The sequence below is a fragment of the Paraburkholderia sp. genome, from assembly GCF_035656215.1.
Taxonomy (GTDB): domain Bacteria; phylum Pseudomonadota; class Gammaproteobacteria; order Burkholderiales; family Burkholderiaceae; genus Paraburkholderia.
Genome location: NZ_DASRSY010000439.1, coordinates 1 through 14,361 on the forward strand (window position 1 = coordinate 1; position 14,361 = coordinate 14,361).

The 14,361-nt window shown below is 60.9% G+C and carries 13 protein-coding genes; 7 read left to right on the forward strand and 6 right to left on the reverse strand.

What is annotated here, in order from left to right:
- The coding region (locus VFE81_RS25770; protein WP_325047296.1) for a hypothetical protein at positions 1-111 on the forward strand (111 nt) is incomplete at its 5' end.
- 566 nt (positions 112-677) lie between these two features.
- Positions 678-1,262 carry a hypothetical protein gene (locus VFE81_RS25775; RefSeq protein ID WP_325047284.1) on the forward strand — a complete coding sequence of 195 codons (585 nt, stop codon included), beginning with the start codon at positions 678-680 and terminating at the stop codon, positions 1,260-1,262.
- Between the two features lie 173 nt (positions 1,263-1,435).
- Here VFE81_RS25775 and VFE81_RS25780 read toward each other — a convergent pair whose 3' ends face one another.
- Together VFE81_RS25780 and VFE81_RS25785 are read right to left on the reverse strand one after the other, a co-directional pair.
- Complete coding sequence (locus VFE81_RS25780) at positions 1,436-1,816, reverse strand: DUF2917 domain-containing protein (protein ID WP_325047285.1); 381 nt, start codon at positions 1,814-1,816, stop codon at positions 1,436-1,438.
- A gap of 276 nt (positions 1,817-2,092) precedes the next feature.
- Entirely contained in the window at positions 2,093-3,070 is a 978-nt protein-coding gene (locus VFE81_RS25785; protein WP_325047286.1) for a DUF535 family protein, read from the reverse strand.
- A gap of 224 nt (positions 3,071-3,294) precedes the next feature.
- On the opposite strand from VFE81_RS25785, the gene VFE81_RS25790 reads away from it, so the two are divergent.
- The 3 genes from VFE81_RS25790 (at position 3,295) to VFE81_RS25800 (ending at position 6,232) form a co-directional block, all read left to right on the forward strand.
- Positions 3,295-3,999, forward strand: coding sequence for a response regulator (locus VFE81_RS25790; protein WP_325047287.1), 705 nt, complete (start codon positions 3,295-3,297; stop codon positions 3,997-3,999).
- A 269-nt stretch (positions 4,000-4,268) separates the two neighbouring features.
- Complete coding sequence (locus tag VFE81_RS25795; RefSeq protein WP_325047288.1) at positions 4,269-5,054, forward strand: alpha/beta hydrolase; 786 nt, start codon at positions 4,269-4,271, stop codon at positions 5,052-5,054.
- Positions 5,055-5,101: 47 nt separating this feature from the next.
- Positions 5,102-6,232: an ATP-binding protein gene (locus tag VFE81_RS25800; RefSeq protein ID WP_325047289.1), complete on the forward strand. Its 1,131-nt coding sequence runs from the start codon at positions 5,102-5,104 to the stop codon at positions 6,230-6,232.
- 22 nt (positions 6,233-6,254) lie between these two features.
- Here VFE81_RS25800 and VFE81_RS25805 read toward each other — a convergent pair whose 3' ends face one another.
- Both VFE81_RS25805 and VFE81_RS25810 read right to left on the reverse strand, forming a co-directional pair.
- Positions 6,255-8,585 (reverse strand): patatin-like phospholipase family protein, encoded by a 2,331-nt coding sequence (locus VFE81_RS25805; protein ID WP_325047290.1) that lies wholly within the window; start codon positions 8,583-8,585, stop codon positions 6,255-6,257.
- 179 nt (positions 8,586-8,764) lie between these two features.
- Positions 8,765-10,228, reverse strand: a complete 1,464-nt coding sequence (locus tag VFE81_RS25810) for a metallophosphoesterase family protein (protein WP_325047291.1) — start codon at positions 10,226-10,228, stop codon at positions 8,765-8,767.
- Positions 10,229-10,581: 353 nt separating this feature from the next.
- Between VFE81_RS25810 and VFE81_RS25815 the strand changes: the two genes are divergently transcribed.
- Positions 10,582-11,526 (forward strand): hypothetical protein, encoded by a 945-nt coding sequence (locus tag VFE81_RS25815; protein ID WP_325047292.1) that lies wholly within the window; start codon positions 10,582-10,584, stop codon positions 11,524-11,526.
- Positions 11,523-11,918, forward strand: a complete 396-nt coding sequence (locus tag VFE81_RS25820) for a hypothetical protein (RefSeq protein ID WP_325047293.1) — start codon at positions 11,523-11,525, stop codon at positions 11,916-11,918. The genes VFE81_RS25815 and VFE81_RS25820 overlap by 4 nt, the downstream gene beginning before the upstream one ends.
- A 292-nt stretch (positions 11,919-12,210) precedes the next feature.
- On the opposite strand, the gene VFE81_RS25825 is transcribed toward VFE81_RS25820, so the two are convergent.
- A complete protein-coding gene (locus VFE81_RS25825; RefSeq protein WP_325047294.1) occupies positions 12,211-13,428 on the reverse strand; it encodes a sensor histidine kinase in 1,218 nt (405 codons plus the stop codon).
- A gap of 267 nt (positions 13,429-13,695) precedes the next feature.
- The coding region (locus tag VFE81_RS25830) for a LysR substrate-binding domain-containing protein (RefSeq protein WP_325047295.1) at positions 13,696-14,361 on the reverse strand (666 nt) is incomplete at its 5' end.

Genomic DNA, 14,361 nt, shown 5'->3' on the forward strand with positions numbered 1-14,361 from the left:
CTGGTGACCACCGCGATGTATCAACTGCACCGCACGCAAGGCCGTTTTGCGCTGTGCACGATGTGTATCGGCGTCGGTCAAGGCATCGCGATCGCTATTGAGCGGGTGTAATGGTTTGCGGTTTGTGCAGGGAAGCGCCGCAGCGTCGTTGGTGTTGAAGCCGCGTATGTAGCGCGCCTGTAGCCGCATGATGAACAGCCCCCTCGCTCAGGCGATGGGGCTGTTTTATTTGTGCGCAGTGCATGAATTCACCGACTATTGAGTTTGTGTTTAATCGGTGTTAATGACGGTTTTCGATTTCATTGCAGCGAATGCCGTCGATGAAAATAATAATGAGTAATCGAGCTGTCATGCAGTATGTATTTAATGCTTTTCGCATATTACGTATTGACGCCGTGTATAGATGGCCGAGAAGGTTAAAGCGGTGCTGTCAACTGGCAAGATGCCGCTGCGACGCCGCACCGCGGCACTTCGCGTCATGCCGTGCGCTGATTTGAAAATCACAATATAAACAATCGTAGCTTCTTGTAAGGCATGTACAATCGTTGCGCCGTACCCCGCTTTAATAAGCGACATCCTGAAGATGTATGGATGTGTGCATTCACGGCGTTAATCGGCATCCTGTGGTTTCAGATCGCCGTAACGCCAGATCGGACAATTTCTCGAGGAGAGCGTAGATGAAAGCAGCGACGATTGGAGCAGCGTTGGTGGTAGCGGCTTTCGCCGCGGCGCAACCGGTGTGGGCGCAAGATGCAATGGCCAGTGCCGCACAGGGCATCGTCAGCGCAGTGCAACCGGTGCATGTGAAGGCGGAGATCGTCGGTATCGATGCGGGCAGCCGCACGCTCACGCTCAAAGGGCCGGGCGGCAATGCGGTGGTCGTGCTCGTGAGCCAGCAAGTCGCCGGCTTCGATCAATTGAAGATCGGCGATCGGGTGGATGTACTGTACAAGAATGCGTTGCTGGTGAAGGCCGACAAGGTTACCGGCAAGGATAAGGGTATTCGTGCGCGCGTCGATACACAGGTATATGCGCCGGCCTCGGGTGGTTTTGAATCCGCGCGCCAGGTCGAAGTGCTCGCCACCGTGCAGAAGATCGATCACAAGAAGCGCCTCGTTACACTGCGCGGCGCGTATCAGACGCAAACGCTCGAAGTCGGCCCGGACGTCGATCTGAAGGGCGTCAAGGTCGGCGATACGATTCACGCGGTTTTCGTTTCAGCAGCGGCCGTGCAGGTGACGCCGCAACAGGGAGCGCGGTAAGTGCCACGCCAGTAAGCGGCGCGCGTTCAAACAGTACGACGCAGCCGTGCAACATGGCTTAACTGGCTCCCCGGAGCAGGCATGGCTGACCGGCAAACACCCCTCACTGCAGGGGTGTTTGCTTTTCCGCGGTACGAAAGGAAAGCTCGGTCATCGAGTCGCGCCGGCGCACGCTACCGGACCGCCGGTGCCTCCAGGCCCAACCATGCGAGCCGTCCCAGCCAACGCCTGACGAGGCCAGGTCTGATGGGCAGCGCGTAGCTCAACGACACGTGTGCGGTGCGTTCGCTATCCGTGCTGAGCCATACGCGTTCGCCGCGTTGCAGCCGGAACTCGTTGTCCGGGTCGAGCCAGTGATCGTAAGGCGAGTTGACGCGCGTGAGCCATAGGCGCGCGCCTTGCACGCGGAGCGTGCTGTCGGCATCGACACGCCATGTCAGCGTTGCGCCTGGCACTACGGAAAAATGCACGACTACCTTTGGCAGACGCTCGTCCTGTTGATATGCAGACAGACTTGAGTCGTCATCCATGCACTGCGGGCTTGCCTGATCCATCTTGCTCTCCGTCATCGAGCCGGCGGACGGAGGCGCCCACAAAACAAAAGGCCCCTTCCGTTACCGGCGGGGCCTTTGGGTCTTGTTTTGCAGATTCAGACTGCTAACGCGCACATGCTCCCAAATGCCTGCCGATCATGGCATGCATTGTTGGGTTTTTAACCGCGAAGGCGGCGCAGATGTGTGTCAACATGCGAATGAGTGTGCCGTTTTGCCGCATGTCTTGTCAATAAAAAAATCGCAATGGATTCAAGCAACAACGCGAGGCATGCAGTGTCAATGCGTCTTGCTCGCCGCGACGCTGCGACGAATCTGCGCGGCGAGTGCGCTTCGCAATGCATAGCGCTTGCTGCGGGTTGCGTTGCCGGTGCTGTCGCCCTGGCGTTCGGCCAGATAGCGCGCCGGCGGCGCGAGGACGAACCAGCCATTCCAGCGTGCGAGTGCTCCGCACTCGATCGACAGTCGATCGTAGTCGGCGGCCACGCGGCGCTTTCTCAGGCAATAGCGCCAGTTCGCATAGATGTGCGCCTGCTTCGAAACGATGAAGATGCCCCGCGCATCGAGCGCCGCGGCGACACATTGTGCAAGGTAAATCACCAGCACTTTCGGCCGCAGTCCATACCACCGTTTGGTGAGCGCGCGAAACAGCTCACGGCCGTTGATCGAATTGTCCGGACCCTGCACGGAGCCGATGCAAAGACGTGGCCGCCGCACTTTACCGCCGAGATAGGCGAGACTGAAGGTGCATGAGACGATGCGCTGGTCCCGCGCATCGCGGATACACAAGGTCCAGTCGCCTTCCTTCTGAAACCGCTCGATCGACTCGAGCGACACATGCCAGCGTTCGGCGCCTACGTCGAAAAATGCGATCGGCGCCGAGCCGTCTGCGGCGATGCGCGCGGCGAGTTGCGGCACGCGCTGCTGTGTCAGTGCATGATGATCGAGGCTTGCCGTGAGGCGTTCTCGCGGGCTGAAGCGGGTATGAAGGAACGGTCGATGCATGCGCTCGAGCGCGGTGGGATGACGTTGCACGAGATCGTGCAAAGGCGAAATGGCGCAGCGGTTGAGCCATACTTGCGTTGAGCGCCACGACATCAGCGAGCGCAGCCACAGGCGCATGCGGCGCCAGCGATGAAATACGCCGGTGCCGGGATAGAGTGCATGAGCGGCTTGCTGAATGACCGCAAAGGACGCAATGGCTCTTGCGAACCACCGCGAGCGGGCGCGAGCCCCTTCGTTGGAAACAGTCGTCACGGCGGATCCTTGGGCTATTTCGATCGAGGGGATGCTAGCGGCGCGGATCGCGCGTCCGTGTCGAATTGCTTGTGCGTTTGTCGAGTTTTGTCGAGCGTGTCGCATGATGTGCGGCGCATCCGCTATGCTGTGCGTCGAGCCGACTCGTCCGGCAGTTGCCCCCCGGTCTGTGCCGTACCGTTGCCTACCGCTATTGAAACAGTCAGCCCTGAACGATTCGTCCCATGCCATTCCGGATCCTGCTTGTCGAAGACGATGACCGCCTGTCCGCCCTGGTCGCCGGTTATTTGCGCAAACACGAATACGAAGTCGAGACCGTGCTGCACGGCAACGACGCCGTGCCGGCCATTCTCAAGCGCCGCCCGGACCTTGTGATTCTCGACGTGAACCTGCCTGGCAAGGACGGTTTCCAGATTTGCCGCGAGGCGCGCGAACAGTTCAACGGCGTGATCATCATGGTGACCGCGCGCGACGAGCAGTTCGACGAAGTGCTGGGCCTCGAATTTGGCGCGGACGACTACGTGCATAAGCCTGTCGAGCCACGCGTGCTGCTGGCGCGCATCAAGGCGCAGTTGCGCCGCGTGACCGCGCGCGCGCCGGAGGCCAGCCAACCCGAGAGCTACACGTTCGGCAAGTTCGAGATCAGCCGGGCAAACCGCACCGTCAAACTGCCGGACGGCAGCCTGCCCGATCTGACGTCGGCCGAATTCGATTTGCTGTGGGCGCTGGTGAGCTGCGCAGGCGAGGTAGTGAGCCGCGACGAGTTGATGCGGCAACTGCGCGGCATCGAGTTCGACGGCCTCGACCGCACGATCGACGGCGGCGTTTCCAAGCTGCGCCGCAAGCTGCATGACGACGCGGGCACGCCGCAGCGCATCAAGACGGTGCGCGGCAAGGGCTATCAGTTCAGCAAGCTGGCATGGGATTGAAGGTGCTCGCAGCGGCCGCAGTTGCGCTGCGGCTGTGGTTAAAGTTCGGGTGAAATGGAGTGGCGTTGCGTTGCGGCAGCGATTACGGTTCGGGTCAGATGGCGTTGCGTTGCCTCGTGGCTGCGGTTTGGGAGAGTTGGCATTGAGTTTCGATTGCGTAATACGTCGAAATATCGGCCGACAAAACTCCACAAACACCGTCTCAAATTGACAGTCATTTGAAGCGGTGATGATTAGCATCGCAGGCTTGTGCAACGACAGGCTTAGTGATGTCCGCTCGCGTTTCCCCTCTTTCCCGCCATGCTGTGTTGATGATTCACGGCTTGGGTGGCACGCGCCATGATTTTGGCGCGCTTGACCGCAAGTTCGAGCAGATCGGTTGCGACGTGCATTTGCCGTCGCTGCCGGGCCACGGCTCGAACCCGGACGCGTTGAGCCGCGTGACGTTGAGCGACTACATGCAACTGCTGAGCCGCACGTACCGCGACCTGATGACGCGTTACGAGCGAGTCGACGTCGCGGGCATTTCGATGGGGGCGTTGCTTGCATTGATGTTGAGTGCGCGCGAGCGCATGACGACGGGGCGCCTGATTCTGCTGTCGCCGCCCTTATTCCTCGACGGCTGGGGCGGTTCACGTCTGCGGCCGTTGCGTTACCTGATGTACTGCGTGCCGGGGCTACGTCGATTGATTCGCGTGCCTGAGGGCGAGCCGTTTGGCATCAAGAACACGCGCATTCGCAACCTGATCCGCCGCCATTTGCAGAAGGGGAGCGGCGTCCATTATCCGTACGTGCCGTTGGCGGCGATCGAGCAGGTCGACTGGATGCGCTTCGCGGTGAAGCGAGCCTTGGGCCGCGTGACATGCGAGACCCTGGTCATGCATTCGGAGGAGGACGAGGTGACGAGCATCCGCTCCGCGGAATTCGTGTGCGAGAACCTGGGAAGCCGTTCGGTGACCTTTGTGCGCTTGACCGACAGCTACCACATGATCACACTAGACAACGAGCGCGACACGGTAGCGGAGCGAACACTGGCATTCGTACAGAGGGCGTAAGGAGCAAACGCTAATAAACCACAAACGCATTAAAAGAAGAGAAAGAGATGCCATCCCCCGCGGAGCAAAAAAACCTAACCCCCTACCGCTACGGAAAATGGCGCTGGCACCGCTTCCGCCGCTCCTGGACGGACACAAGGGCGGACAGAATCCCGAGCTGGTCGAGGCTATACGTACGCGTCTACACGCGCCTACTGACACTAACAGTGCTAGTGCTGGCAGCATCAATAACAACCCTAAACCTGACACTAAAAACATCGCCATCGATCTGGCAAGCACTAACCACAGCAAAAACGTCAATACCAATCGCATTGGTCACACTACTGCTACCAGCAATAACCGCCTACCGCTGGATGCGCCCAGTCTGGCTGGACCTGGTAATGGTCCGCGAACGTGCAATCGACTTCACGGGCGGCCGCTTCAACACCCGCGCCCGCGAATCGCACAGTGTCATCATCGGCCCACTGGCCCGCACGCTAAACGCCTTGGCCGAACGCATGGAACGCCTGATCGCCGCGCAGCGCGAACTCACCAATGGCATCTCCCACGAACTCCGCACGCCCCTGGCCCGCGTGCGCTTCGCGCTGGAAAACCTCCGCGAACCCGCGTCCGCGGCCGAATACAACAGCGCATTGGCAAGCATCGACCAGGACGTCACGGAACTCGACGAGCTCATCGACATGAGCCTGACCTACGCGCGCCTCGAATACAGCTCTCTGCAATCCAACCTCGAATCCACCGTGCTCACGGCATGGTTCGACAGCCAGATTACCGACGCCACGCTGCTGTACGCCGACAAGCAACTCGTCCCGCAAGTAGATGTGGACACGTCGCTACGCGTCGTGATGGACAAGCGCCTCATGTCCTACGCAATGCGTAACTTGCTGCGCAACGCCAGCAAATACGCCCATTCGCGGATCATGGTCGGACTGAGCGTCAAGCATGGCAATGTGGAAATCTACGTGGAAGACGACGGCGCCGGCGTGCCCGTCGACCAACGCGAGCGCATTTTCAATGCCTTCGTGCGGCTTGACCGTCAGACAGGCGGCTACGGCTTAGGTCTCGCGATTACGCAACAGGTGCTGCGCGCCCATCACGGCCGCATCGTCGTCACCGATCCATTGACGCTCGGCGGAGCACGTTTCGAAATGAGCTGGCCAGTAGGCACGGTGGTGTGAAGCGCACCGTTCCTATGCAGCGTCAATAGGTATGTCCCAACTGGAAGTAAAAGTTATGGCGGCCGCCCGGTGCGAACGCTACGCCCAGATAGATCGGTCCGAATGAACTGGTCAGCGCGGTGAAAGCCGTCACGCTGCGCTTCAGCGGTCCGCTCCCGAACTGCGAATCGCGGTTCCAGACGTTACCGGCTTCAATGCTCAACCCCGCATACAGGCCACGAATCGGCGACGCGTTAAACGTGGCGAGCTGATTCATATACGTGACCTGGCCGTACACCATTGAATTGCCGGACAGTTGATCGGCGGCGTAGGCCGACAGATGCTGAAAACCGCCCAGCGTGAAGCCGAATGGATTCGTCAGGTTGGTGCCGCCGAAGTCGTTACCTGCTTCGATACTGGCGTTGATGCTATGCCGGCCGTAGCTCGCCGCGACAATGCTTTTGCCGTACACCTCGGTGAAACTGTCGCTGCCCGCGAACAAGGAACGTTCTACGCGTAGTTCGCCGAAGTAACCTTTGCGCGCAAACAACGGATCGTCGAGCTGATCGATCACGAGACGTGCGCGCGCGCTGAGCTGCCGCCCGTAGATATCGGGGAACAGCAGCGGCGAGTTAGGTCCGTCCTCGAGCGGCAGGTTGTATTGCGGCGACGCGAAGCCGTGGGCGTATGCCACGCCGATTCGGAAGTCGCCGAGACGCGCGAGTGGCAAGCCGAAATCGACCCCGACGCGCTCGGTCTGCAAGCGGTATTGCGTGACCTTGACGTCGCCGGAGTCGTCATAGAGGTTGGCGTAGCGGCGCTGAAACTCGAGATAGGGCGCCACGTAATAGCCAAACGAACTCGACAGCGGCTGCCGCAACTCCGCATGCAGATTGATCAGATCGCTGCCGACGGTGCCGTCCACTCGTCCTTCGAGCCCTGACGACGTGAGCCACGGCCGACGATAACCGAGATGCAGCCGGAAGCCGCCTTCATCTGTCGAACTGCTCGACAGGCCGAGCCCGAACAGCAGGAAATTCGGTCCCCACTGTTTCTGTTGCGCGACGATCACGAGCTTGTGTTCGTCGCCGTCGTCGACGAGTTGCTGGCTCACGCTGTCGAAATCGCCGGCAGTGGAGAGCGCCAGCAAGTCCTTGTTGAGTGCGGCAGGATCGTACGCGTCGCCGGGTTTGACATGCAACGCGGCGCGAATTCGTGCCTCGGGGACCACGCCTTGCGAGGTGATCTCGATCTGCGTGATCCGTACCGGATGCGCTGCGGGCGCCGCGTGCCGGGCGCGCCACGCGGCGTAATCGGCGGGCGAGAGCGCCAGATGCTGAAGCTGCGGCAGTGCCGCGCGCGTGGCGGCGGCGCCGGCCGCGATCGCCTGGCTCGCGTTGGCGAAATCGGTGAAGCTCAACGAGCCGAGTGCCGGTTCGATCAGTACGTCACCGGTTTGCAGCTGTTCACGTTGACGCGCAACGTTCTGGTGAATCAGGATGCCGATCATCTGCTGCATCACGTCGGCGGGCGAAGCCAGTGCATCCAGCGGCCGCAGTGGCGAGCCGATATCGACGGCGATCACGACGTTCGCGCCCATGTCGCGCGCCGTTTCGATGGGCAGATTGCTGACGATGCCGCCGTCTACCAGTGTGCGCCCGTCGATGTCGGCCGGCGCGAACAGGCCGGGCAACGCCATGCTGGCGCGAATCGCCTGCGGCAGCGAACCGTGATCGAGCACCACCTTCTGGCCAGTGCGCAAATCGGTAGCGATCGCGCGATAAGGGATCGGCAGCCGGTCGAACGAAACACTGCCCGGCACGGCGGACGTCCAGTCCTGCAGCAGCGCTTGCAGGCGATTGCCCTGGACGAGCCCCACCGGCAAGCGGAAGCCGTTGGCGCCGTAGCCGAGCGAAAGGCTATTCACATACAGCCGCTCGTCCTCGCGGCGCGATTGCGGCAGATCGGCGCGCTCGGTGACGTCGAACGCGATGTCCGCGAGATTGATTCCCGTGAGGCGTTTTTGCATGTCCTGCGCCGTCATACCGCTCGCGTACAGGCCGCCCACCACCGCGCCCATGCTGGTGGCGGCGATGCAGTCGACCGGAATGCGATTTTCCTCGAGCACTTTCAATACGCCGAGGTGTGCATAGCCGCGCGCGCCTCCGCCCGAGAGCACGAGACCGACGGAGGGGCGGCCGGCTGGGACGGCTTCGGCGCCGCACGCGGATTCGGCGGCGAGAGCGGGGCGAGTGAAGGCGGCGATCCCGCACGCCAGCAGCACCACGGTGCAGCGCAAACGAAGAACGAGAGGCCGGTGCCACGTGTGGCCCGCCGTTTGTTGTAGTTGTTCGCTCGCCGACGCTCGACTCATCTGTTTTGACGCTGGAAGAAAACCGAGAGATTACATCGTTTTGCCCCGGTAAAAACAGGTGATTTCGCATAAACGCGGGTTTACGGAAAAGCGTAGTCGTAACGCCCTGAGCCTCGCATCAATGCGAGGTGCCCAGGTGAAGTGTGTCGGAACCGGGCGTATGGCGCGAAGCTCCGGCGTTAGTGGCGTACCAACGCACGCACAGCCCTCGCCGCCATCGGATGCCCCATATCCGGCGCAACGAAATGCGCCACTTTCCGTTCAGCAAGGTTGACCGTCACATAGTCGTTCGGCGCTTTCGTGTTGAGACCGTCGGACGCCGAGTGATACTCGATACGTAGCTGCGTCGCTGTGACGACCACGCGCAAATAACCGTAGTTGGTGTCGTCGTAGTTTTCCAGTACGACCTGATCTGTGGTTGCCGACGCCGTCTGCATGACCTGTGGCGCGCGAATGGCGGGCGCGCCCTGTGCGGCGAGCTTGATCAAACCATGTCCGCCGTTGCCGCACACGAGGTATGGAATCTGCGTGCCGTCCGCACTTCGCGTGCGCGTGAAGCGCTGATAATTGTGGGCGTGGCCGGAAAGAAATGCATGCGGCCACACGCCGTTGGCTTCGCACACCTTGTCGATCTGCGCCAGCATATCGACGCTCGATCCGTGTCCGCCCGCGCAGTACGGCGGGTGATGATCCGCGATCAGCAGTGCGCCGGCGAACTTCTCGGCTTTGACGCGCTTGAGCGCGGCGTCGAGAAAGTCGAGCTGTGTGCGTCCGATTTTCGGATCCGAAATTACACCGGGATCTTCGAGCGTGTTGCTGTAAATCACCAGCACGCGCACGAACGGTGCATCGAGCGTGAAGAACACGCCGGGTTGAATTTGCGCGGTGCGCGACAATCCGCCGGCTTCGGGCGAAACGACGAACGTATCCGCGCAAAAATTTCTCAGGAACGCGGTGAGACTCGCAGCGTGCGCTTCCGGCGAAACCATGCCGTCATGGTTGCCGGCGCAGGCGAGGATCGGCGCGGGGTAGTCCCGATACGGTTCGTAAAACTGATCGTAGTAGTACTTGCCCTCGCCGAAGCTATAGACGACGTCGCCGAGTAACAACGCGAACTGAGGGACCTCACTGGCATTGGCTTCGTTGAAGTCCGCGGTCAATTTATCGGCCACTTCGTTTTGGGTCGTCGGGCCTTTCGTATTGCCGCAATCCCCTAGCGCGTGAAATACCAGTTGTCCATTGGCTGTGATTCTGTCGATGGCAGTTGCATTGCCGCCCATGACGTCGGCCAGGGTGAGTTGGGGCTCCACGCCGCCTCTCGGCGCGGGAAACGGCAACGGAAACAGTTTGTGCTCCGCATTGAGCTTGTCGATTTCCTTGTAGGCCGCATCGTCCGATGGATGAGGCACACGAAACACCGTGGGGTCCGCGGTCGGCTGAGGTTGGGCGAACACGGGTTTGTCCAGCATCCGCGGACGGAGCGCCAGCGTGGTGGCCGTTGCAGCCGACTGATTTGAGCCGTGGGTGGGCGCAGCGGCCTTTTTGCCGGCTGCTGACTTGCTGGCCGGTTTTCGATTGACGTCGGCTTTCGCCGTGCTTTCTTTCGCCTTGGCTTTGGATTTCGACTCGCGTTTTGCCGGCATGAGCGCCTCTTGAAGAAAAGTAAGCGGGGTAATACGCAGGCGGGTTTCGCCGTTGCGTTCATCGAACCCTACGACATGTGTATTTCGGAAAAGTGTCGCGATGATGTCGAACATGGTTTGCCGTCGCGGTTGACCTTGTATGCGGCACGTACGGAGCCCGACCTGAAACAATTGATGTCGACCTATGTCGCGGTGCGTTCGAATTGCCCGCAAAGCCTTGTCCAGCGGGCAACTTTTGTGGTGAAACAGGGTGACATATCTTCGCTGCTGATTAAAACCACGTGTCCTTCTATAGTCCGTTCGTCGCCACGCCGCAGTGCGCAGAAGTGGCCCGAAACCAGGAAGGACATTCCGTGAAACATTATTCGTTCGTCGTCCCAGCCACCGCTGCTTCCGTTGCCTCCGTAACGACCGCCGCATCCATGCGCAGCGTGCTGCGCAAGCTCATGCTTACCGCAACCGTCGCCGTGCTCGGTCTCGGCAGTGCTTCGGCTTTCGCCTGGTCGCAACACGGCACCGCGTACACCTCGCGTGGCACCTACAACGGTGCGCGATACGGCTCGTGTGGCGGCGGCAGTTGTTCACATGCTGGCGGCGTGGCCGGTCCCTACGGCGGGCTGGCGACCAACACCGGCACAGTGTCCCACAACGCGCCAGGCCAGTTCTCGAATTCAGGCACGGCGACGGGGCGCTACGGCAACCAGGTCCAGCATGGGGGCGACACCAATTGCGCGGGCGGCACCTGTTCGCACACCGGCACCCTCACCGGACCGGACGGCAAAACAGCCACCACCTCCGGCGATGTGACCAAAACCGCGCCTGGCCAGTATTCGTCGTCTGGGTCGATCACCGGATCAAACGGCGACACGGTCAACCATTCAGCGTCTACAAACTGCGCGGGCGCTTCCTGTTCGCGTTCCGGCACGGTGACCGGGTCCGATGGCGGCACCGTCGATCACTCCGGTACGGCGACGCGTGTTGCACCGGGCGTCGTTACGACGTCGACAAGCGCCACAGGTACACACGGCAACACGGTGACGACAAGTGGGACGGTCACGACCACGGGTGTCGTCACGACAGGCAGCACGACAGTTGTGGTTGCACCCAAGCCTGTTGTCGTCGTACCGCCGCCGGTTGTGTATGTGCCGCCTCCTCCGGTTGTCTATGTGCCGCCGCCCCCGCCGCCTGCTGTGTATGTCGCACCGCGCGTTGTATATGTGGCGCCTGCGCCGCGCCCTGTAGTGTGGGTGCCGGGTCACTGGGTGGGGAACGTCTGGGTGCCGGCGAACTGGTCATGAGCGAAAACGTGCGAGCGAGAACCGGCGATGAGGCCGGACGAATCGGTCCGCCGTGGATAAGCGGGCAGGGACGTGCGCAGACGGTCCGGTCACGTTTCAACGCGGTACGCACACGGAGGTTGTACAAGGTAGCTGTGTTGGCAACGATGATCGTTGCTACCGGAGTGGCGATTGCCGTGGGTGAGAGCGTCACCAACACTGAAACGCATGTTGTGCACCGGGCGATTGAATCCGGACAGGACTGTTCGGCGAAATACGCAGCGTTGCTCGATCTCGCCGAATTGGCCAGACGTGATGGCAAATCGTCGGAGGTCGTGGTGCGCGGGCTGAGCGACCGCGACGGCGCAATGAGCGAATGTTTGCCGATCGGCAGGAACGCCGGGGCGAGGTAGTCGCGCGAATGGCCCGAGAGGCCTTCGCGTCTGTCAAAAGCGGTCTTCCAGCGAAGGAATACCTCAGCGCGAGAAGAACGTCCCCCCGCGGCGCCGCAAACTTGCCAGGCAACTCCGCGAGTTCCGACTCGAAGTTCTGGAAGCCCAGATCGACGCCCAGGCTGTCGGCATACTCGCGAAATATCTCCCGGACAACTTCAAGCTGTTCGGGAAATCGAGCGGGATAAATTTCTACCATTCATACGTCTCCATCGCCTCACACTGGTTCTGGCAGCCAGTTGCCGGCTGACATTTACTCGGTTTCAGCCAGCACCAGCGGGAAGCGGATTTCGAACCGGGTGCCAACGCCTTCGCGTGACGCAAAATCGATCTGACCGTTCAACACGCGGCAAAGCTCCTTGACGATCGCGAGGCCGAGTCCCGTGCCGGGAATGTCTTCTCCCGCAGCGCGTTCGAATTCGTCGAATACCCGGTCCGCATCCGAAGGTGCAATGCCCACGCCGGTGTCCGACACGCGAATCGACCAGTGCTCGGTGCCTGCCGTTGCGAAGCCAAGTTCGATCTCGCCGGACTTCGTGTACTTCGTCGCGTTGGAGAGCAGATTGACTGCAATCTGCTTGAGCTTGAGACGATTGGACGTGACATCGGATAGCGCCGGATCGAATGTGGCGCGCAACTTCAGTCCTTTGGCCTCGATTGCCGGACGCGAGGCGGTGACGAGTTCGTCGTAAAGCGCATGCAGTTCAACCGGCTCGCGTGTGAGTGGCGTCTCGTCGCCAAGCACGACGGAGTACTCGACCATCTGATCGACGAGCTGCTTCATGTCCGCGGCCTGCCGGTTGGCCAGCGTCAGCGCCATATCGGCCTTTGAAGGCGCCCGTTCGATCAATTGCAGCGCAATCGAAAACGCGTTCAGAAAATTACGCAGATCATGGACCACGCTGCGGGTGATCTGCATGCGTGACTCGTAAAGATCGCCGACCAGCCGCTGCTTGAGCGTCAGTTCGTGATTGGCGCGCTCGAGCCTGCCCGTGTATTCATCGATCTTGCGGTCCCGTTCGCTGACAACTTCACGGATCGACGTGAGCGTCACCATGCTGAGTGTTTCGGCAACCAGGCGCCGCGCGCGGCCTTCATGGCGGCGCGTGAATGTGCTGTCCTGGTCAGCGAATTCTTCCAGCGCGTCGGCGAGCACCTGATGATACAGATCGAGCTCACGTACGAGTTCCTCGATCCGGTAGCCCTGACGCCAGCGGACTATGCCGTGTTTTCTCGCATTACGTTCGATCGCTGGTTCGACGCGTTCGAGATCTTCGACGTCGAGCGCGAGGCATAGGCCTTCGAGAATTTCCGGTAGATGATCGGCGAGCTGTTGATAGGTAAGCTTGTCCGCTTCGACGAGGTCGGCGTCGCTGAAAACGGCATTCATCCATTGCTCGGTCAGGCGGGACCGTTGCGCACGAATGAAATCGGCAAATTTGCGCAGCGGGCTAAGGCGTATTTCGGTCATATTGGGTACATCGGTGTGAAATTGCTACAACATATATATGCTCGAACCACACCAGACGCGTCGGACACGAGGGCACATGCCTACGCCTGGCGGGAAACCTACTTCGGCTGGAATGAATTAGAGGCTTGGGGCCAGCGATCTCGTGGCTTCGGGGTTTCCGAAGACGAGCCGCCGCAGCCGATAATGGCGTCATTATCGCCGCAATTGCAGATTGTGGAACAGCGCTTGCGTAACCTCTCCTGCCATGCAAACGCACGGCGTACCCGACTAGGCACCTGCTTTCAGGAAATCGACAAATACGCGCAACGGTGCGGGCAGGTGACGACGGCCCGGATAGTAAAGAAACGGCCCCGAAAAGCGCTGCCACCACGGTTCCAGGATCGGCTCCAAGGCGCCGCTATCGAGATGCGGGCGCAACATGTCCTCGAAAAGGTGAATCACCCCCACGCCTGCGACAGCTGTACTGACAGCCAGGTCGATTGCCGCGCCGGGTCTGACGAGGAGCGGCCCCGCCGGATTCAACTGGACCACCTCGCCGTCACGTTCGAAATACCAGGTCGGCGTCGCGCCGCCGGCAAATTGGCCACGCAAGCACGCATGAGAGAGCAGGTCGCGCGGATGGGCGGGTCTGCCATGCGTGTCAAGATAGCCCGGTGCCGCAGCCGTAGCGAACCGCTGCACGCGCGGACCGATTGGCACCGCGATCATGTCCTGCTCAAGCCGCTCGTCGTAGCGAATGCCCGCGTCGCAGCCGATCGACAGCACATCGACAAAGCCATCTTCCACCACGATCTCTACGCGTATGTCGGGATAGGCCTTCAGGAACAGGGGAATGATGGTCGGCAATATGATGCGCGCGGCGCTCGACGGGACATTGAGTCTGAGTGTGCCGGTCGGCTTGTCCCTGAAGCCGTTCAGGACGTCCAGCGCGGC